Source organism: Pseudomonas sp. PSPC2-3, assembly GCF_049898265.1.
Taxonomy (GTDB): domain Bacteria; phylum Pseudomonadota; class Gammaproteobacteria; order Pseudomonadales; family Pseudomonadaceae; genus Aquipseudomonas; species Aquipseudomonas veronii.
In genome coordinates this window covers 469557-491280 of sequence record NZ_JAFCXJ010000003.1, presented here as the reverse complement: position 1 = coordinate 491280, position 21724 = coordinate 469557, and the positions used below count along the sequence as shown (strand labels likewise).

The window sequence follows — 21724 nt, the reverse complement described above, 5'->3', positions numbered from 1 at the left end:
CGTCACCAACGACTAAGCTTCACCCAAGTCCGATCAATCTGCGTAAATGGATGAATCGACTATGGGCGCTTTATGGCAAACCGATTCGAAACAGGCTGCGCTGCCGACCGACAGCCCGGATCAACTGCCATTGCCACACAGCGCCCGCCGGCGATCCGGGTGGTGGCGCCTGGTGTGGCTGGTGCTGTTGCTCGCGCTGCTGGCATTGGGCTGGGCCGCCAGCGTGGAAATGCACACCTCGCGCCTGCAGGCCCGCTACCTGAGCCCGTTGGCCGCCACCCTCAGTTATCGCCTGGAGCCCGGCGCCAGCGATGCCATCGTGTACCCCGGCGACGGCCCGTTCGACCGGCGCCTGGGCTACAGCGCGCTGAATGAATTCCTACCGCGCCTGCTCAAGCGCAATTACCTGATCCAGGCCCAGACACGCTTCTCCCCGGCCTTGCTGGGCTATGCCGAGCACGGGCTGTTCGTGCCCTACGCGGAAAAAGTCCAGGCCGGCCTGAGCATCACCGATTGCCGCGCCGCGCCGCTGTATGCCTTCACCTACCCGCAACAGCTCTACGCCAGCTTTGCCGAGGTTCCGCCGTTGGTGGTGCAGAGCCTGCTGTTCATTGAGGACCGCGACCTGCTGGACCCCACGCAACCGCTGGCCAACCCGGCGGTGGACTGGCCGCGCTTTGCCAAGGCGGCCTGGTCGCAAGTGGCCAAACTCCTGCATCTGCCGGGGCAGACCGCCGGCGGCAGCACCCTGGCCACGCAGCTCGAGAAATATCGCCATTCGCCCGACGGCTTGACCTTGTCCGGCGGTGAGAAAATCCGCCAGATGATGTCGGCCAGCGTGCGGGCCTACCAGGCCGGGCCGGACACCTCGGGCAGTCGGCGCAATATCGTGCGCGACTATCTCAACAGCGTGCCGTTGTCCGCCGTGCCGGGCCACGGCGAAGTGCATGGCCTGGCCGAAGGCCTGCGGGTGTGGTACGGCGCCGACTTCAATCAGGTCAACCAGGCGCTGAGCGACAGCGCACAAGACCCGGCGAGCCTGGCCAGACGCGGCCTGGCCCTGCGCCAGGTGCTGTCGCTGATGATTGCCCAACGCCGGCCCTCGCACTACCTGACCAAAGGTCGCGAAGAGCTGGCGCAATTGACCGACAGCCATATCCGCCTGCTCGCGCAGAACCAGGTGATCCCCGCCACCTTGTCCGCCGCCGCCCTCGCCAGCCACGTGACCTACCGCGACTGGCAGCAGCAACCGACCCTCCAGCCGGTAGAAACCAACAAAGCCATCAACGTCGCCCGCAGCCGTCTCGCCAGCCTGCTCAACCGCTCGCTGTATGACCTCGACCGCCTCGACCTGTCGGCCACCAGCACCTTGCATTACGCGCTGCAAACCCAGGCCACCGACTACCTCAAGCACCTGGCCGACCCGGCGTTCGCCGCGCAGATGGGCCTGCTCGGCCCGCGCCTGCTGACGCCGCAAAGCACACCGCAGGTGCGCTACAGCTTCACCCTCTACGAACTGACGCCCGACGGCGCACGCGTGCGGGTGCAGACCGACAACACCGACCAGCCGTTCGATATCAACGAAGGCAGCAAACTCGAACTGGGCTCCACCGCCAAGCTGCGGGTGCTGACCACCTACCTGCAGATCGTCACCGAGCTGCATGCACGCTACCAGGCGCGCACGCCCGCCGAGCTGAAAAGCGTCGAGCTGCCCGAGCAGGATGTGCTCTCGCGCTGGGCGCTGAATTACCTGATCCAGCACAGCGACCGCGACCTGGCGAAAATGCTCGACGCCGCCCTCGACCGCACCTACTCGGCCAGCCCCGGCGAGGCGTTTTTCACCGGCGGCGGCCTGCACCGCTTCCATAACTTTCGCAACGAAGACAACGGCCGCAACCCGACCTTGCGCGATGCCCTGCGCGAGTCGATCAACCTGCCGTTCATTCGCCTGATGCGCGACCTGGTGCGCTACACCACCTATTCGGGCGAAGACAACAGCGCACGGCTGCTCAAGGACGACAACGACCCGCGCCGCCAGGAATACCTGGCCAAGTTCGCCGACCACGAAGGCACCGCGTTCCTGCTCAAGTTCTGGAAAAAATACCGCCACAAAGACACCCAGGCCCGACTCGACACCTTCATGGACAGCCTGCACCCCACCGCGATCCGCCTGGCCGCCGTCCACCGCTATTTGCTGCCCCAGGCCAGCCAGGCGAGTTTCAACACCTTCGTGCGCTCGCACCTGAAAAACCTCAAAACCCCCGACACGCTCAGCGACGAGCGCCTCGAACGGCTCTACCAGAGTTACGGCCCCGGCGCCTACGACCTGCCGGACCAGGGCTATATCGCCAAGGTGCATCCGCTGGACCTGTGGCTGCTGGGCTACCTGCTCAACCACCCTGAGGCGAGCTTCGACGAAATCGTCAAAGCCAGTGAATTCGAACGCCAGGAGGTCTACAGCTGGCTGTTCAAGAGCCGTCACCAGAGTGCGCGTGACAGCCGGATCCGCACCATGCTGGAGATCGAAGCGTTCCTCGATATCCACCAGCGCTGGCAGGCCGTGGGCTACCCGTTCGACCATCTGGTGCCGTCGCTGGCCACCGCCATCGGCAGTTCCGGCGACCGCCCCGCCGCCCTTGCGGAACTGATGGGCATCATCCTCAACGACGGCGTGCGCTTGCCAGTGCTGCGTATCGACAGCCTGCAATTCGCCAGCGGCACGCCCTATGAAACCCGCGTGGTCAACGACCCAAACCGCGGCAAACGGGTGCTGCCCAGCGAAGTCGCCACGGCGTTGCGCGGCGCGCTGTCGCAAGTGGTCGACGCCGGCACCGCCAAGCGGGTGGCCGGCAGCTTCAAACTGACGGACGGCACGGCGCTGGCGATGGGCGGCAAAACCGGCACCGGCGATAACCGCATCGAGGCCATGGGGCCCGGCGGGCGCATGCTCAGTTCGAAATCGATCAACCGCACGGCGACCTTCGTGTTCTACATCGGCGCGCATCACTTCGGCACCCTCACCGCGTTTGTGCCGGGGGCGTCGGCGCAGCACTTCACCTTCACCTCGGCCTTGCCGGTGCAGGTGCTCAAGGGCATGGCGCCGATGCTCAACCCGCTGCTGCAACCGGGCGACCCGACGCTGTGCCTGGCCCGCCAACCCTGACGCCCGGCTGCACTACCTATCTGCCACCGCGGCGCGACGCCGCCACACACACTCATGGATCACCCTTTACAGGACTTGATCCATGCCCGCTCTACCGTCACTCGACAGCGCCTTCAACGGCGCCCACTACGCGCACATCCGCGACGCCCTGCCGGCCTGGCTCACCCAGGCCACGCCCGCACGCCTCGGCGCATTGAAAACCGCGCGCCTCAACAGCCTGACCGCACCGGCCCCGCTCAAGGCCGCCATTGCCGAACATTGGCAGCGGCAAAACCGCCTGGACCAACGGCTCGCCGCGTTGAACGATGTGTACGCCTTCGCCGAGCCATTGCTCAAACACGCCCTGCGCGACTATGGCGCGGTGGATGTGCGCAACACCTACCTGCGCCTCTATGTCGAAGCCAACCTGGCCTGGTGGAAGATCAACATCAGCGGCGCACAGACCAGCAAGACCGTGTCATTGCTCGATGCGGCGCTGGGCAACTTCGCCGCCAGCGACGACTTTCTCGACTTCGCCTTCCTCGGCCCGAGCGATGCACGCGGCCAGCGCGATGTGCTGTCGATCACCCACCGCACCAGCGGCGCCCGCCTCACGGCGCAGGGGTTCAAAGCTATTTGCCGCCAGCTGGATCTCGGCGCGCAGTATCAACTCAAGCTCAGTCAGGCGCTCGGCTTCAATAACCCGCCGCTGGCCCGCACGGTTCACGACGAGGTGGTCGCACGCCACAAAGCCGCGCTGAACAGCGCCGCCCACCTGGCCCTGGCCAAGGGCGACCTCGAGCCCGAGACGCACGGTTCGATGCTTGACCTGCTGAACGACCGGCCAAGCCCGCTCCAGGCCTACACCCTCAGCGTGATGAACGTCGCGCTGGTGGGCATCGTGCTGTTTATCGCCGCGCCAGGCCCTCGGGTGATCGCCTATGTCGCCGAAGACCCCGAACACCCGCTCAAGGCATACCCGTCGCCCCTGGCGTTCATGGCCGAACTGACCCGTCAGTTGCGCGACAAGGCGCGCTACCAGGTGTTCTTCAGCCAGTTCGTGCCCCATGCCGAGCGCGGGGCTTTTTTTGCCGGGCTCAATGCGCGCCTCAGCCACATCCAATGGCACCAAAAAGCCCGCACCGACAGCGGGCCGAGCTGGAAAGACACGCCGATCAGCGACCCCAACCTGCACTTCAGCGTGCAACGCTGGCAGGACGATTATCGCCAACGCCCGCCGACACCCCACGCGGACACCCTGTGGAGCTACCTGTATCGCGTGCAACTGAACAAAATCGTCAACGATGCGCGGACTATCGCCGTGTCCAGCACCGACGTCGAACGCCACGCCCGCTGGGCCTGGTGGGACAACCTGGAGCAGATGTTCGCCGACCTCCTCAATGCCGCGTTGCTGGTGCTGACGCCCTTCGTGCCGGTGCTCGGCGAACTGATGCTGGTCTACAGCGCCTACCAGATCATGGACGAGGTGTGCGAAGGCGTCGTCGACTGGAGCGAAGGCCGGCGCACCGAAGCCTGGGAACATGTGGCGGGGGTGGCCGACAGCGTGATCCAGTTCGCCCTGTTTGCCGCGGGCGGCCACATCGGTCAGCTGGCGCGGCTCAAGCTCTCGCCCTTCATCGAAGGCCTGGTCCCGGTGCAGCGAGCCGACGGCAGCCGGCGCTTGTGGAACCCGGACATCAGCGCGTTCGCCCGGAAAACCCCGATCCCCGCCGATTCGATACCGTCGCCCGCGGGCCTGCATCAGCATGAGGGCAAAACCCTGCTGGCCCTGGGCGAGCATCACCTGGAGGTGCAATACGACCCGCTCGGCGACGCGCACCGCGTGGTCCACCCCGAACGCCCGAACGCCTACCGCCCGCGCCTGCAATTGAACGGCGACGGCGCGGCGACCCACGAGGGCGAACGCCCGCGCACCTGGGAGCGTGCGCAGTTGCTGCGACGTCTCGGGCATCGGGTGCAACCGTTCAGTGACACGCAGCTGGAACAGCTAAGGGTCGCCAGCGCCACCGAAGACGGCGCCCTACGCCGCATGTACGAGTACAACGAAACACTGCCGCCGTTGCTCGATGCCGGCCTCAAACGGCTCGAAGCGGCCGACTCCATCCAGGCGGCCAGCGAAAAAATCCGCGCCGGGCAGGCTTTGAGCGCCGACCCGAGTTCGGACTGGTTCGAGCAGATGGTCACCGAACTCGACGGTTGGCCCCGGAACAAAGCACTGCAAGTGTTCCTCAAGCCCGACCTGAGCGGCAGCTCGCACCGCTATGGCGCTGCGCAAGCCAGCGCCGCCGACACCTTGCGCATCAGTCTCGGCGAAGTGCTGTCCGGGCACTTGCCGGAACGGGTGCTGGGCTTTCTCGATGAAGCGGCAATCACCCGCCTGCTGGGCGCCGAGGTGCCGAAGTCGCAGCGGGTACACGCGTTACGCGAGCAACTGGCCGACTACGTATTGAGCCAGAGCCGCGACATCGCCCCGGCGGTCTACCACGCCCGTGAAGAGAGCGACGACCCCGGCATTATCAGCCTGCGCCACGACCATCCCGACCTCGACCTGAGCCTGGCCCGCCGCCTGCTCGACACCGCCCGCCCCGCCGAACGCCAGGCCCTGGCCGCGCACCGGCGCGGGCCGTTGCGCCTGCGCAACCTGGCCGACGAGCTGCACGTGGCCGCCGAGGCGGCACGCGCCTATGAAGGCTTCTATCCACCAGCGTCGCCCAGCCCGGCCACGGAAACCCTGGTGCTCAAGACCCTGCAATTGCACGCCGACGTGCTCAGCGACCTGCACCTTGAAATCCGCAACGGCTCCGTCACCGGCCCTCTGCGCAGCCAGGCCGGCCCGGACACTGCCACCACTCGCCGGGTGTTGGTCCACAACAGCCTCGGTTATGCGGTCTATGACGGCGCCGGCCAACCGTTGCACCGCCCGGCCAATCTGTACGAAGCCGTGTTGTCGAGCCTGCCCGCCGCGTCGCACAGCGGGCTGGGTTACCGCCCCGGCGAAGGTGCAGACCTGCGGCGCTGGCTGATGACCGCCCTGGAACCCTTGGCCGAGCGCCGCACGCTCCTTGCTGAGCCGGCGACTCACCGGGTGATGGAGCGGCACACCCAACAGTTGCTCGGCGGCCCGCTGCTCAGCCGCTGCCGCGCCGCGCCTGCCGATCACCCGGCGACGTTTGCCAGGGAGGTCTTGCAACGCTTGTTTCCGAGCCTCAGCGAGCAACGGCTGAGCCGCTTTATCGAGGCGATCCCCACCGACCAACTGGGCACCACCCTGAACGACCTGACCCTGGAGAAACAAACCCTGCACAGCCAATTGCAGACCTGGAAACAATCGCCCACCCATCACCCCAAAGGCAGCGTCCAGGAGCGTCAACAACTGGCCAGCCGCAAACGCCTGGCGCTGCTCCTCGAACAGACCTGGGCCGACCGCTACGCCGAATACACCGACGATTGGGGCCGCACCCAACGCGGCGCTCGGGTGGACATGAACGGCATGCCGTTACCCGAATCGCTGCCCGCGCTGACCGTCAACTTTGAACATGTGACATTCCTGGACCTGAGCCAGAGCAGCGTCGGGCAAACCCATTGCGGCTTGCTCAAGCACTTCCCGGCGCTGCACTCCCTGGACCTGAGCGACAACCACCTGACCAGCCTGCCGGTCGAGCTTGGCGCGATGCGTTTGCTGCGCAACCTCAACCTCGCGAGCAACCGCCTGGCCCTGTTCCCCGAAGACGTGACGCGCCTGCGCAACCTGCGCCGCCTGCAAGTCCTGATCCTCAGCCACAACCCGCTCAGCCTCGCGCCGGACATCACGCGCATGCCCAACCTGCGCCGCCTCGACCTCAGCCACACACAGATCGGCCAATGGCCCCGCGGCCTGTTTGCCCACCCCAGGAACGATGCGTTCGACCTGAACCTGAGCGGCAACCCGATCCGCGCCCTGCCCACCCTGACGCCGGAACCCACGGCTGCGCGCACCGTGGCGCGCACCCGCCTGGACCGCAACACGCTGAACGACGATCAGCGCACTCTGTACGAACGCTACCGCAGCGAGGCCGGGCTGGACCCGTATCGCACCTATGAGCCCCAGGGCAGCAGCGATCCCTGGCTGGAAGGCGTCGACGCCAACACCCGGCTTGTCCGCGAGCAGCTGTGGGACGCCGTCGAAGACGAACACGGCTCCCAGGGCTTTTTCGAAGTCATCAAGCTGCTTGAGCCGCCCGAGTTTTTCGAGAACCCCCAGGACCAGCAGCGCTACGCCCGCAACCAAGCGGAGCTGACGCAACGGGTGTGGCGCTTGATCAACGCCACCCACGCCGACAGCGCCCTGCGCGAGCGCTTGTTCAAGCTGTCGAGCTTCCCCGGTTTGTGCGGCGACGGCGGCGCGCAGATTTTCAATGAGATGGGGATCGAGGTCATGGCCAGCGAAGCCCGGCGCTTTTCCGCGTCACTGGCTGAACTCGAAGGCCGGCTGGTGACCCTGGCCAAGGGCGCGGCGCGCCTCAAGCACCTGAACCTGGTGGCCCAGGCGGACGTCGCCCGGCGCCTGCGGCCCATCGACGCCGGTGGCGAAGGCCAGCGCCTGCGCTCCGAGCTGGTGGACGGCGAGGCCGGCGAGGTGGACGAAGTGGATATCCACCTGGCCTACCAGACCGCCCTGGCCAACAGGCTGGATTTGCCCTGGCTGTCGGACCACATGCTCTACCGCGACACCGCCAATGTCAGCCCGGACCGCATCCAGCAGGCGTACACCACGGTAAGGGAAATGGGCCAGGGCGACGGCCTGGTCAACCAGATCCTCCTTGAGCCGTATTGGGAGACCTTCCTGCAGGAAACCTACGACAACCGCTATCAACAGAATCTCACCGAGTACACGCAGAAGTTCTACCGCCTGGACGACCTGCAAACCCTGCAGGCGCAATGGCGCGAAGAACGGGAGCCGCAGCAAAAAGCCCAGCTCGCCGAGCAGCTCAAGGCCCTGGCGGACGAACTGGACACGGCCGAAAACCTCGTGCTCAGCGACACGCCGATCAGCGACGCGCTCTACAACCGCCTGCTCAACGACCTGGGCTACAAGGAGAAAGACTGGATGCGCGGCCTGACCCGCACAGCCCTGAAAAACGCCGCTCAACAGCGTAACCGAGCGCCGTTGTCCGACACGTGAGGGCACTGCAGGCGCGCATGCCCGCGCCTGCAACCCCCGCGGGTTACACCTCCGAATCCCAGATCACTGTGACGTTCCCTTCATAGGTGCCGGACTCACCGGGCTGCAACATCGTCTCCACATCGTCGCGCGCCACTTCGAAATGCAGGGTGCCAGGCTTGCGGTCGACGAACATCGTCGACAGCAACAGGTGCGTGCCGCTGCCGTCCAGCCGCAGCGGACGGCGCTGGACCGGCTGGCCCTCGGGGTCGACGATGCCGTGGGGCATGGTCACGCCGACCTGCAACGGCACCGAGCGCCCCGACCTGGCGTCACGGATCCGGCAGGTGTTGTCTGCCGCCTCGACGTACTGGCATTCCATGCCGATCCTGAAGCGCGCGGTGGAATAGAAGTTGAAGGTCTGGTCCCTGAACAGCCGCGTCGGTTTGCGCCCCTGGCTCAACCAGCCTTGCCAGCCACCCTGGGGCAGCAACTCGACGCGCTCACCGCCCGGCGGGATCTCGACCTTGAGGATGTGATCGACCGAAAGAATGAAATTGAGGGTGATCTGCTCATCGTTGGGTAACATCACGTTGCCCAGGTCGAAGTCCTTGTGCGGCCCGACGCTGTACGTCACCTGCCCGCGGTAGGTCCCGGCCCTCATCCCCAGGGGGTCGGGCGTGACCAATTCGTAGGTGAAACCGAGGCCATCGAACCAAAATGTCTCGGCGGGGATATGGCTGGCGGCTCTTTGCGCACACCCCCTGACACCTTCCGGCAAAAACCAGGTGAACGCGAAAAGCCATTGGTTGCCGACACTCACCCCGCTGGATTGACACGGTGGCGGTGGATAATCGTGTTCCCAACGCACAGTGGGGTCCTGCCGCAGCCACCGGAACACCATGCCAATGCCACTGATCCGGAACTGAAGGGTTTCGGCCTCTCCCGTTTCGTCATGCACGACGGTGATGTTTCTGCGTTCGGTCGGCGCATGAAACAACAGATGATTGCGATCGTCTCCACCCGGCACGATCGGCGCGCTCATCCGAAAATCGATCGGAAGACCGATGCTGTAGCGCGTCTCGTTGCAGTACTGCGGCGCCCAGGTGCAATAGCTGTTACCCGGCGGCGTGTGGTTTTTGAACACGTTGCGCGCCGGCTGGCTGGGGTCCGGCCGGAACGAGGCCAGGATGTCCACGGTGGCCGCCGTTACGTCGGCGGGCAGCCCCACCAGCAGCCCGGCCAACCACAGCCCCAACACCTTGTTTTTGATTTGCATGGGTTCACTCGTTCTGAAAAAACTCAAGCGTGGCCCCCGGTTCATGGGCGCAACGCATCGAAAATGATCTGCACGTTGCCGAAGTACTGACCGGGGAGGTAACCGTCCTCAGGCTTCTGCGCGGCAATTTCCAGCAGCACTCGCTTGCCGACACGGGCCTCGGCTTCCGGCACCACGCGCATGGCGTCGAGCCCCAGCACCTGCTGATTGAAGGTGACGGTGAGCGCAATGTTGTCGCGGCCGTTGAACAGCACCGGTTCATAGGCGAGGTAAGCGTCCACCGCGCCCAACACGTTTTTCACATCGAAAGGCTCGCGCAGCGCACTCAGGGTTTCAGTCACCGGGTTCCAGCTCAGGGTTTGCTCACGCTCCAGAAAACCGGGGTTGAGCGGCAATACATAGAAGTCACTGGTGGGGACTTTGACCGACACCTGGAACACCGCCTCCTCGCGGGCGGCCAGGGCGCTGAAGCTGAGCGCGCTCAACAGCGCCAACACGGCCCAGCGGCTCATCCTTTCACCTCTTGATTCTTCTGCGTGTCGCCTTCCACCAGCTTGAAGGTGTAGTGGCGCCCGGTTTGTTTATCGAAGGTAAAGGCACGCCCCGGCAGCACGTGGTTCTTGGTGGTCGGATGGCAATCGGTCGGCTTGCCGGCCACACAGTTCTTGAATTCGTCGACCACGATCACGCTGTTGCCGTTGTTGCGCAGTTCATAGCGGGTGGCGCCATCGTTGATGCGGGTGTCGTAGCGGGTGTCCTTGGGGCGCACGAAAAACACCGTGCCATAACCGGCCAGCACGCTGACGCCGGCCTGCAGGGTCTTTTGATATTCCTCACGCTCTTCTTCGGACAGGGCAAACGCGTCCTCTTTTTCCGGCACCACCGGGATGTAGCGCACCCGGAAGTAACGCTCGCTGGCGCGCTCGCCCATGTACAGCAAGCGCGTGCCCTGCATGCCGTTGGCCGGCACGATCAGGCGCGCGGGGCTGGCCATCAGGCCATCGCGGGCGCTGGCGTCAGCCTGGGATTGCACGGGAATTTCCTGGGGCACGCCGCTGGCGTCGTAGACGATTTCGAGGATCTCGACCTTGACGAACGCGGTGCTGGTGCCGCCGTTGAAGATGCGTTTGAGGTAGCTGCTCTTGCTGCCGTCCAGGTAGTCATAGACCACGCCGACGTTGATATTCGGGCCCGCCTGGACCCCCAGGGAAACCATCCACACGCCCAGGATTGCGGCTAATACTTTCATTGCTTTACACCTCATTAACGGTTGGCCTGAAGCCAACCCACTCGACTTGCGAAGCGCAAATACCCGCGCCCGAACAGGCCTATCCGTATCGATGTTCATGGCTTACACCCTGTGCGAATCACCCCGACGTCGGCCGCTCGAATGCGCCATCGGCCAAGGTATCCGGCGTGCAACGCAGGTCGCCGATCATCAGCACATCGTTTTCACTGCGGGCCTTGCTCGGGTCGAGGCGGAACTGACAGAGCAACTGGTTGCCCCGGCGCACTTCCAGGGTGGGCGAGCCGGCGTTCATTTCCATCGAGAAGAACCCGTCGACCTCGCTGACGCCACGGCTGGCATGGTTGATCACGTGATGCCCCTTGAGCGGGCGGCCCTGCGGGTCGAGCAGGCGACCGAGCACGGTGACGGTTTTCATCACGCGGATCTTGCGGTAGTCCACCCCGCCCTTGTTGATGTGGTAGGCGCTGCGCGGCGGCTGGATGTTCGCCGCCGGCGGGTGGTTGCCGTCGAAGTCGAACGCCACCGAGCCGGTCCGGTAGGCGGTGAGCGGCACGAAGTTGCGCCCCGGCCGCAGCTCGGTGCTGCCACCGCTGAGGTCGTCGGCGCGCAGGGTGATGTCGTCGAGGTCGGTTTCCACATCGACGATCATGCCCGCGCCGTCGCCGTGGTACTGGCTGGTCAGGGCCACCTTCTGGCCGCCGACGGCGAAGGTGCTGTGCAGGTTGAGGCCGCCGGTGAGGTTGCCGTTGAAGGAGGAGCGCTGGGCAAACGCATCGCCTGCGAGCATGTCGCCGTGGAAGCTGGTCATGCCGGACAGGCCGACGCCGTAGGTATCGGTCAGCACGGTGGCCGAGACGTTCTGCAGCACATGGCCGCTGAGGTCTTTGCGGTAGGTCAGCGAGCCATTGTTGTCACGTTTGCCGTCGCGCGAGGTGCGCGAGCCGATGCTGCCCGACCACTGCTCGCCCGGCCCACCGAGGGCCAGGTTGAGGGTCAGGTCGACGCCGCGGTTGCGCCGGTCGCCGGTGCTGCGGCTGGCGGGGCGGTCGAACAGCGACAGGCGCCAATTGGCATCGCTGCCGAACAACCGGTCGTGCTTGCTCCAACCCAGGTCCAGGCCGACGCCCTCGACGTTGCCCTGGCTGTGGGACAGGCGTGCATTGAGCGAATGCTGGTTGATCAGGCGGTGATTGATCGACAGCGACGAGGTACTGGTCTGGCCGACGAAGGTTTGCCGGGTGCGCAGCCGCGTGCCGTCGGGCAGCGTGTCGTAGGTGTTGCGGGTGTCCAGCCAACTGCGGTTGTGGCTGGCGATCACGCTGCCGGCGCCATAACTGTAGAGGCCTTGCACGTCCATGCCGGTGCCGTGGTCCTGGGTCTGGTAGACGTTGGCGTACAGGCTCGCCTGGGTCGCCAGCGTCCAGTCGATGGAAGCGCCGTATTGCATGCGCTCCTGCACCTGGCGCCCGGACAAGCCGACGATCACACGCGGGTGCAGCAAATAATTGAGCGAAGCGCCGGCGGTCATGTCGCCTTTGTCGCGTTGCTCCCAGTTGTTGAACAAGGTGCTTTCGCGGCCGGCGAACACGTTGTAGCGCCAGCGCTCGTCATGGTTGCGCCAGTTGTTGGGCTTGTATACCAACTCCTGGGTAGTGGCGGTGACCTGGCCGTCCTCGACCAGGCGCACTTCCACTTCATAAATGCCACCGGGCAACGGCCGCGTATCGATGCTCTGCAAACCGGCGGCCACCGCCTGGGTGTTGATCAGCAGGCCGTTGCGGTAAATCTCCACCGAGCCCTGGCGGTTGGAGGTGACGTAGATCGGGTACACGCTGGGCTTGGGGTTGCTGATGGCCAGGCTGTCGGAACTGCCGAGCATCGCACCCACGGCGATATCCGGCGCGGCGCCGAACGCGCGCGGCTGGCGATTGAGCCCCTCGGAGGTGGGCGTGAAATAGCCCAGGCGCAGGAACTGGCCTTCGAATTCGCGCTGGGCGTACAGCGAATACAGTGCGTGATAAAGCTGGGTGTCCGGCCCGCCGAGGCGTGCCAGTTGCAGGTTGAGCGCATGGCTCCAGTTCCCCAGGCTACTGCTGGCTTCAACCCCGAAACGTCCGCCGAGTTCCTGCGCTTGGCCGCCGTTGAGGTTCAACTGGTTGCTGACAATCAAGCCCGTGCTGCCGTCCTGGGGCTGGTGGTAATAACGCTGATGATCGGTGTCGTGCTCGGCGTTCTCCGTGAGGATCGAGACCAGCGAGTTTTCCAGGTTGTAATGCACCGCCAACATCTTCTCCGGGCAGGTTTGCGTGCAACTTCCCAGGGCCGCGCCTTGTTGCAGGTAGTGGCTCCAGGTATCGCGCTCAGCGGGTTGTATCGGGCTGTCGCTGATATCGGTAAAGTCCAGCAGCGTGAGGCGGTCATCGCGCGAAAGTATCACCATCGCCTCGCCCAGAAAGACTTCGTCGCGTTCGATACGCACGGCCAGGGGCACATCAAAAAAATGCTCTTCGAATTCGCTCGGCAAACCTTTCGCCTGAGCCAGTAAACTGCGTGGCGTATAACTGTTATCAGCCGCCGCCCAGGCAGCCGAACAGGCAAGCAGGGCCAGCGCCGCCGCGATGGGTTTCATCGGGAACATGAACTTAATACTCTATGGCGAACTGCAAACCATCTGGAAACCGACCGCAGGCGAACACAACCTGCGGGCGGTGGGTGTGATCGATAAGGCGCGGCCTTATCGCGTGCCGGGTGCTTAGAAAGCGGTGCGCGGCACGTTGTCGAAGATCACGGTGGCGACGCTGGTGTAGAGACCGGTCTGGGTGTCCGCCGGTTTGGCGGCCTTGATGGTCATCATTTTTTGCAGGCCGGGGTTGGACTCTGCGTCGGCGGCCACTTCTTGCGGGCTACCGGTCAGGGCCACGGTGCCCAGGGTGATGGTCAGCGGGATCGAGTCCGTGCCGTTGGTGAGCGCCGCCGGGCCGTCCTGCAGGTAGGCGTCGATCGAGCCACCGGTGTTTTTCAGGGTGAACATCGAGGACAGCGTGCTCAGTTCGCCGGTCACGGTGTTGTAGGTCATGATTTCGTCGCGACCGAAGTTGGGGTCCAGGGGCTGGGCGTGGAACTGCTTGGTAGGGATGTCGGCCTTGATGTTGATCGTGGTGCTTGCATCGTTGGCGGCCATGGCAGCCGAAGAACCCAATACCGCAACAGCCAGCGGGAGCAGAACAGCAAACTTCTTGATCATGCTTGAATACCTAGTAGTCATTTAAAGGAAGGCGGTTAACTAAAAAGCAAGTCAAGACTCACTTCCAACTAACAGCGCGGCGCAATGTTCATTGTTTGGCTGAACATTCAACGCCGGGAAATATTCGACCAATGCGCTTTAAAAGTAAGCAGGCAAGCTCCGAGAAACATGCAGGCCAATAGGCCATTACGCTGGAGGAAGAAATGCAATAAATACGATTTTTAAAAAAACGACTGTAAGACGTTAATGACACACAGATAATTCAATAAAAGCAGTACAGTTATCAGGAGACACTTAACGCACAACTTCACATCTGTAGTATTGGAACTACACGAGGGCATCACTCTACGCCTTCAACGGCCACCGCCTAGATTGACGACGGTGTTATTGACGTAGGATCTGGACTTTTCCACCCCCCTGCCCGCGCCGGCAGGGGGGGTCAGGTTTACTGGACGTGGGTGAGTTTCACCACCTGATCGAGGGCCGAGAGCAGCCGTTCGAACGCGCTGAACCGCTCGTCCTTCAGTTCTGCCCAGCGCTCGATGAAGAAGCGGCCTTGATCGTCGATCTGCACCGGCGTGGAAAGGATCTCGCCGCTGCGCGAGTGATGCACCAGATTCACTTCATGGAGTGAAAGCTGCTCGACCATGAACTGCCCCGGTCGCGTCAAGCGTGAACGATCGGCGGGAACATAGGCGCGAGGAGGACGCATGCCAGGGACGCCGACAGCCAGGGTGAAGTCGCTGCGGATCGCCGTCAGCCGGTTGGGGTACAACGACGATCCGTAGGCGACGGTCCATTGCAGCCCTGAGCGCAGCTCGCTGGCCGTGCCCGCCGGTACATCTGAGAGCCGCAGGCTGATCGCCCCTTGCGTCTGGGCCACCCCCGCAATCCCTTCGACCGAATGCACATGGGCATTGCCCATGTGCGCCACCCACCTGTGCGCGCCCTCGGCAGCCTGGTCTTGACGGATGACCTCGCCGGCAAAGAAGTTGAACATCGCAATGCGCGACGTCTGCGGCGCGCTCATGCCCTTGGTGTGGTAGCTCGATACGCAATCCAATGCGCGGATGCGCAGGCCGTGTTTGCCTGCCACTTCCACGACGCTGGTGTAGGTGTGCGGCCCGCGGTACTCGGGCATGTGGCCCCGGTCGAGGGTCCACAGGCGGTCTTTGAGCGCTGGGGGCAATACGCCCGTGCGCTGGAAGGTATCCAGGTCGGCCTGGTGCAGGTCGGTGAACAGGTGCTCCATGTACAGGGTTTTGACGCCTTGCTGCTTGAGCGCCTTCATCTGATCGATCAGCAGCGCCTTGCTCGATTGCTCGACGTGGCTCTCGCAGACAATCAGCCCCCGAGCGTGTTGGTAGCTTTGCGCGATAAAGTCGGCGGGCGTGGTGTTCGCCGGCAGGTCCGGCAACGTCGGCCTGGGGGGCAGTTCAGGGGTTTTGAAGAACGCCTGCGCCGCTGTGTTCAGGCGCTCGCGGGTCTTGCGGAAGGCGCTTTCGGCAGCGGCGATTTTCGGGTTGAGCGACCCATAACGGGTGTCGAACGCATGCGCGCCTTTGCCCATTTCATGCAGCTCGGGGACGAACCGCGAGTCGATGTCGAACTCGCTGTACGCGTTTGCGCGGCCAGGCGCGGTGACGAATGCCGGGGGCGCCGTGTAGGCGGTTTGCAGGGTCAGCTTGAAGTCGGCTTTGGCCGCCGGGTCGTCGACGATCGCGCCGGGCGTATCGTTCCAGATGCCCACCGGTTGGCCGGGGGCGACGTCTTCGACGCGCACACTCAGGGTCTTTTGCAGGTCGGCCAGGCCCGGGGTCTGGGTGTGCGTGTTGAGACGGCGGCTGTCGACCAGGGCGACCCACCCTTCGCCGGGTTTTGCGCCGATGTCGGCCTCGATCAGCGTGTGGGAGTAGAAGTTTCGCTGGGCGTTGGGCCGAGGGCTGACCAGCGCGCCGTTTTTCAGGTTGAAGGCTTTGTCCACCTCGTAGCCGGTAGACGCGTCCAGCCCACAGACGGCGATGTTTTGCCGGCGCGCCGCAAGGATCAGGGCGCGATAGGAATGCGGCGAGTCGTTGGCGATCCCCAGGGCTGTCTCGACTTTTTTCAGGTACTCGCTGATGTGCCGGTAGCTGCCGCCGGCGTTGAACTTGTCCAGTTTGCCCCGGAACAGGTCGGCCGGCAGGTACTCGATGTACAGGCGCCGCACGCCCTGCTCGTAGAGGGTGTGCATATTGTCGATCAGCAGCTGTTTGGCGGCGAGCGAGCCAGGCACGGCGCCCACCACCAAGCCGGGGTTTTCCTTGAAGGCGCTTTCCAGGATGTGCCGATGGCTCGCGCTGGCTTCGAAGGCCAGTACATCGGCCCTGGGAACGATGGGATTGAGCTGGGCGAAGAACGTGTCGGCATCGCCGCGCAACTGCAGGTAGGCGTGCAGGTAAGGGGCCTGGAGCGGGGCCATTTCATAGGTCAGCAGGCTGTCGCGGGTGCCCTCGCCCAACAACTCATCGACGCTGGAGGTGTTGCGAAACTCCACGCTCAGAACGCTTTCGTAGTCTTTGGCCAGCTCCGGCGGAACTTCATAGCGCTGCAACGCGTGGGGGCTTGGCGCGGGGCGTTTCGGCGCCCCGCCGGTGAGGCCCGAGCGCACCCAGCGGCCCTCGGCGTTCTGGTTGACCAGGCGGGCGGTCGACACGAGTTTGCCGCTCACCGGGTCCTGGCGAAACAGCAGATAGCGACCCAGGGCATCGGGGGTTTTGCCCGCCCACAACGGCCGGCCCTCGAACCACACCGCCTGCATACCGGCGAGCGTGGGGCTCGGCGGCTGCAGTTGTTGGATCAACGCCATGGCCTGGCGCGGCGCTGCTGGGCGCATGAGGTGGCGCATCGGCCGGAGCAGCGGGCCGATGGACTTGAGTGCCGGGCGCAGGTCGGTGAACACCGCGCCGAGGCTGTTGCTCAGGTAGCCGACGAAGTGTTGCAGCGCCGCATCGGTGTCGCCCTGGTTGTAGGCGTGCAGGGCCAGCATGCCGTCCTTGAGCGCCAGCAGCAGGCCCAGGCTCAGGCTCAACACCGGGAACGGTGCGGTCGCAATGGCGATCAGCGGTTCGAGGCAACTCCAGACCAGGCCCATGATCATGTCGGTGCGATTGACCGTGGTGGCGGCAACGTCGTCGATCTTGCGTTGCAGCTTCATGTCGTGCAGCAGGTGACGCAGGTCGAGCACGGGCGGCACGCGCTCGATCGCGTCGTAGCGCGCCAGGCTCAGGTCGGTGCTGTTGAGGTCTGCGGGCAGGCCGGCCTGGGCGGTTTGCAGAAAACGCCGCACGCGCACCCGGGACTGCACACCGACGCGGGCGCTGAAGTAATCGAGCATGCCGTCGACTTTTTTCAGCAGGTAGTTGAACAGCCGGGCTTCGCGCAAGAACACGCCGTCCGGCGCCTGCGGTGTATAGAGCAACACCGGATTCGCGCCGTGGCTGAACAGCAAGGTGTCGATCACCCAGTCGCCGTCGATCATCAGGCGATGTACGTTGTAGATGCTGCGCGTCTCGACCGAGGTGTCGTCCAGGCTCTTGATGGCGCGTTCAAACCAATCCAGATCGACCTGGGCGATATGGCCTTTGAGGCGCGATTCGAGCGCCGCGCTGTGCAACTGCAACTGGTTGATCGCCAGCGTTGCGTCGCGGCGCAGGGCATAACCGGGGCTGGCCGGGTTTTGCAGTTTGGCCTGGACTTCATCGGCGTAGCGCTGGCCGATCCATACGCCGCGGACCGAAAGCGCGACGTTGCGCGGCGTGAGCTTGCTCAGGTCGACCCCGGCCGGGCCCATGAAGGTGGCGACGGTGTCGAACCTGGCGTCGAGAAACCCCAGCGAATCCTCATAACCATCGCGATACAGGCGGGTGTAGGACACCGACGCGGGGCGCGTCAACGCCGGGAAGTCTTTGGGGTAATGCACCCACACCGTATCGGGGTCGACATCGTTTTGCCGCTGGCGCCCCAGCAGGGCGTTGAGCTGCGTCTTGGCCTGGGCATGCAGGAAGCGCTCGAAGCTGATGAAGCGGGCGTCGGATAACGGGTTTTGCGCATAGGTGTTCGCCGCGCCTTCGGCGTTTTCCGCCAGTTGAGTCAGTTGTCGACGCTGGGCCTCGGTGGCGGCCCGGTACCACGTCGGGGTGCCCCAGTGGTAATCGTCGGTCTGCACCTCCAGCAGTTGGGCGCGCAGGGCCTTGAGGCAATCGGCGTGGTCGGCCGCCTGGCTGAAGGTGACGTGGCGATATTCCTGGCGCGCCGGAATGAAGCCCAGGCCAGCCATGAACGTTTCCAGACCCGCACGGGACTTGAGGGCGACTTGCCCCAGCAGATAAGCGCGCATGGTTTCGTCCGCGCACCAGCCGAGGATATGCGCCTGGCAGCCGGTTTCCGTGTCGAACCCATGAAACTGCTGGGCCTGCGGCGCTTCGGGGGTACACAGCAGCAAGCGCTGGATCGCGCCCTGCTCGTCGCGCTCGCGCAGCAGCCAGAGGTCCTTGAGCACACAGCCATTGAGCGCAACGCTGCTCGCGTGCAGTTGCGCGTCGGTGCCGCGACGCAGGCGGGTAACGCGTTGATAGTCGGCCTCGGTGATGTGGTTTTGCAGCGTAGCCGTGTAGGCCAGGGCATTGATGCGGCGGTCGAGCATCTGTTCGATGGCGGCGTGGATCTGCGGCTTGGCGTAGTACTCGCGGCGCACGGCCTCAAACTCCGCACGCGGTTTGAGGCTGTCGAGCAGGCTGACCAGATAGGCCGGGGTCAGGTCTTGATAGCGCTCGGGCAGTGGCGCGTCGGCATACGTGAGGGTGGTATTGAGCAAAAACGCCGAGCCGGGCAGTTCGTCGCCGGTGTGCAGGCCGCGCAGCGCCAGCGCGGTCAGGTTGTGTTTCTGCTCGTAGGCGCCGACCCTGGCCACACTGCGGCGCGTGCGGACTTGCAGGCGGTCGGGGTCCAGGTCGGTGATTTCCAGGTCAGCGGCCAGTTGTTCGAGCAACTGATAGCGCGCCAGGGCCTGCGGCGAGGCGGCATGGCCGAACAGGTTCAGCAGGGCTTGGCGGGCCTCGTCGTACTCGCTCAGCTGCCGCGCCAGGGCCTCGCGCTGGTGGCTCGGCGCGTTGCGATACCAGGCCGGGGCGCTGTGCTCCAGGCAACGGTCGAGCAGGCGCTGGGCGCGCAATTCCAGGCGCGGGCTGAGGTCGGGCAAGGCCGCGCGAATCGCGTCGTCCAACTCGGCAAGCAGCTGTCGGGCGCTATGGTCGGGGTTGGCGTCCAGGCTCAAGGCCCAATCGATATCCAGCGCGCGTTTGGCCAGCCTGGCGTCGTAGGTGTGTTCGCACAGCGGTTCGCTGTTGATGGGGACCAACTGCAGCGGCCAGACGCCCATGACGGACAGCCCCCAGTACCGGCGCGGCAGCAGGCGCATGAACTCCTTGCGCCAACTGCCGACCGCCATCGTCTCGCGCAGTCGGCGGTTCATCTCGGCCAGCGAGCTGAACGACTCGAAGCCGCGGGCCGGCGTGAACAGCACGACGTAGCCGGCATCGTCGGCCGGGGTCAGCTGCGCGACCACGGGGGTGTTTTTTTCGGTCAACACAAAGGCCCCGGCGAACTCGATCGTCTGGGCTCGATAGCTGAAAGTCAGCGCATAGATGCCCGGTCGAAAGCTCGGCCCGAGCCCCAGGTTCTGCACCAGGCGGGCCTCTTCACGATGCAGCAGAGAGTCCTGGATGTTGAGCCTGGCTTCGAGTTCCAACGCGACCAGGCCGGCGTCGTTGGCCATGAACGTGCGCAGGCTTTGGCCGCCCAACACCCCGGTTTCGTCCAGTTTCTGCAAGTGCGCCGTGAGGTCGCGCTTGAGCGTCGCCAGCCGTTGCTTGCCCTCGTCACTGTGCAGGTCGGCCTGCGCCACATCGGCATACAGCGCACGACAGCGGTCGAAGTGAGCGCGCGCGTGCGCCGTGAGCGTCTGGTTGAGTTTTTCAAGCTGTTGTAACTCGACGGGGAGCGGCCGCTTGGACAGTAACGGGGTGTCGGTTTCGAGCAACTGGTGACCGATCTGATGCAGATAACCGCGTATTTCCAAGGAGGTTGGCGAGTAGGGGGGAGAAATCAATGTGCTCATCGCACTGGCTCCATGCACATGGGAAGAGCCATCAGCATGCTGGGCGCATCACGCGGGACGGTGGTAGTTAAGTAGGCCGCGACCGTTGGTCGACTGATCTTGAACAGTATAAAGATATATCTTAAGTTATATCTTAACCAAAACGGAGAGACCCAAAATGAGAGAGCATCATCCCCATTCCCACGGCGACGGCCGCGACGGCTTCGAAAAACGCCCCGGCCGTGAACGCGGCGGTCGCGGCCCACGCGTGTTCGCCCCCGGCGACCTGAAGTTGCTGTTGCTGGCGCTGATCGCCGAGCAGCCGTGCCACGGCTACGACCTGATCCGCCAGATCGAAGGCCTGTTCGACGGCGCCTACAGCCCCAGCCCCGGTGTGATCTACCCGACCCTGACCTTCCTTGAAGAAAGCGAATTGATCAGCGGCGATGCCGAAGGCGGAAAAAAACGCTACACCATCACCGACGCCGGTCGTCTTTCTTTAAGTGAGCAGGCGATTGCACTGGAAGGCGTGCGAATGCGTATCGACGTGAGCAAACGCTCGCTGCGCGGCCATGATCGCCCGCCCGAAATCCACGAGGCGGTGCATAACCTGCGTCATGCCTTGCAACTGCACCACGGACGCTGGAGCGCCGAAGAAATCGCGCGGGTCGCCACGCTGCTCAATAGCACCGCACAAGCCATCGTCGACGGCCCGGCCGTTCAAGCTGTCCAGGGGGAAAATCAATGAATACGCCCGTCATCCATCGCGTCAGCCACGAGATCAAACGCCGTCGCCTCGACGTGCTGCGGGTGGTCGATATCACCCCGCGCATGCGCCGCATCACCCTCGGCGGCCCCGAACTGGCGGGGTTTGTCAGCCTGGGCAGTGACGATCACATCAAGCTGATGTTCCCGCAGAACGCCGCCGAGCAAGCCGCGCTGCAAAGCCCGACCTTCAGCATCAAGGGCGATGGCCCGCAGCCGGCCATGCGCGACTACACGCCACGGCGTTTCGACCTGAGCCTCGGCGAGTTGGACATCGACTTCGTGCTGCACGGCGACGGCCCCGCCTCCACCTGGGCCGAGCAGGCTCAAGTCGGCCAGCACCTGTACATCGGCGGCCCACGGGGCTCGATGATCGTGCCGGACATCTTCGACAGCTACCTGCTGATCGGCGACGAAACCGCCCTGCCCGCCATCGCCCGCCGCCTCGAAGAACTGCCGGCCGGGCGCACGGTGCTGGCGGTGATCGAAATCGCCGATGCGGCGGAACGGCAAGCACTGCAAAGCGCGGCCGAGGTAGAAGTGATTTGGGTGGTGCGCGGCCAGACCGACCTGCTCGACACCGTGCGCGCACTGACGCTGCCGAGCGGTGCGCTGTACACCTTCGTCGCGATGGAAACCAAGCTCTCGCGCCAGGTGCGCCGGGTGCTGCTGGATACGCACAAGGTCGATGAAGCGTTCCTCAAGGCCGTCGGCTACTGGCGCGCCGAGGGCAGTGAGGAAGAGTGAG

At 64.5% G+C, this 21724-nt stretch carries 10 protein-coding genes; 4 read left to right on the top strand and 6 right to left on the bottom strand.

The genetic code is table 11. The annotated features are described in order from the left end of the window. The first annotated feature begins 61 nt into the window (after window positions 1–61). Window positions 62–3163: a transglycosylase domain-containing protein gene (locus ACP7E3_RS09655; RefSeq protein WP_426122959.1), complete on the top strand. Its 3102-nt coding sequence runs from the start codon at window positions 62–64 to the stop codon at window positions 3161–3163. 82 nt (window positions 3164–3245) lie between these two features. Then, the gene (locus tag ACP7E3_RS09650) at window positions 3246–8324 is read left to right on the top strand and encodes an NEL-type E3 ubiquitin ligase domain-containing protein (protein ID WP_426122957.1); all 5079 of its coding nucleotides are present in this window, start codon (window positions 3246–3248) and stop codon (window positions 8322–8324) included. Between the two features lie 43 nt (window positions 8325–8367). Here ACP7E3_RS09650 and ACP7E3_RS09645 read toward each other — a convergent pair whose 3' ends face one another. The 6 genes from ACP7E3_RS09645 to ACP7E3_RS09620 form a co-directional block, all read right to left on the bottom strand. Continuing rightward, window positions 8368–9582 carry a hypothetical protein gene (locus ACP7E3_RS09645; RefSeq protein ID WP_017844574.1) on the bottom strand — a complete coding sequence of 405 codons (1215 nt, stop codon included), beginning with the start codon at window positions 9580–9582 and terminating at the stop codon, window positions 8368–8370. 41 nt (window positions 9583–9623) lie between these two features. Next, window positions 9624–10094, bottom strand: a complete 471-nt coding sequence (locus tag ACP7E3_RS09640) for a CS1 type fimbrial major subunit (RefSeq protein WP_017844573.1) — start codon at window positions 10092–10094, stop codon at window positions 9624–9626. Next, entirely contained in the window at window positions 10091–10831 is a 741-nt protein-coding gene (locus tag ACP7E3_RS09635) for a hypothetical protein (RefSeq protein ID WP_017844572.1), read from the bottom strand. Before ACP7E3_RS09635 ends, ACP7E3_RS09640 begins: the two co-directional genes overlap by 4 nt. 118 nt (window positions 10832–10949) lie before the next feature. Further along, on the bottom strand, window positions 10950–13469 hold the full coding sequence (locus tag ACP7E3_RS09630; protein ID WP_426122954.1) for a TcfC E-set like domain-containing protein: 2520 nt from the start codon (window positions 13467–13469) through the stop codon (window positions 10950–10952). Window positions 13470–13583: 114 nt separating this feature from the next. After that, window positions 13584–14075, bottom strand: a complete 492-nt coding sequence (locus tag ACP7E3_RS09625) for a CS1 type fimbrial major subunit (RefSeq protein WP_046384572.1) — start codon at window positions 14073–14075, stop codon at window positions 13584–13586. Window positions 14076–14520: 445 nt separating this feature from the next. After that, window positions 14521–20232 (bottom strand): dermonecrotic toxin domain-containing protein, encoded by a 5712-nt coding sequence (locus tag ACP7E3_RS09620; protein WP_426122952.1) that lies wholly within the window; start codon window positions 20230–20232, stop codon window positions 14521–14523. A gap of 157 nt (window positions 20233–20389) precedes the next feature. On the opposite strand from ACP7E3_RS09620, the gene ACP7E3_RS09615 reads away from it, so the two are divergent. Both ACP7E3_RS09615 and ACP7E3_RS09610 read left to right on the top strand, forming a co-directional pair. Then, window positions 20390–20959, top strand: a complete 570-nt coding sequence (locus tag ACP7E3_RS09615; protein ID WP_017844567.1) for a PadR family transcriptional regulator — start codon at window positions 20390–20392, stop codon at window positions 20957–20959. Then, window positions 20956–21723: a siderophore-interacting protein gene (locus tag ACP7E3_RS09610; RefSeq protein WP_177031884.1), complete on the top strand. Its 768-nt coding sequence runs from the start codon at window positions 20956–20958 to the stop codon at window positions 21721–21723. Before ACP7E3_RS09615 ends, ACP7E3_RS09610 begins: the two co-directional genes overlap by 4 nt. Window position 21724 lies beyond the last annotated feature (1 nt).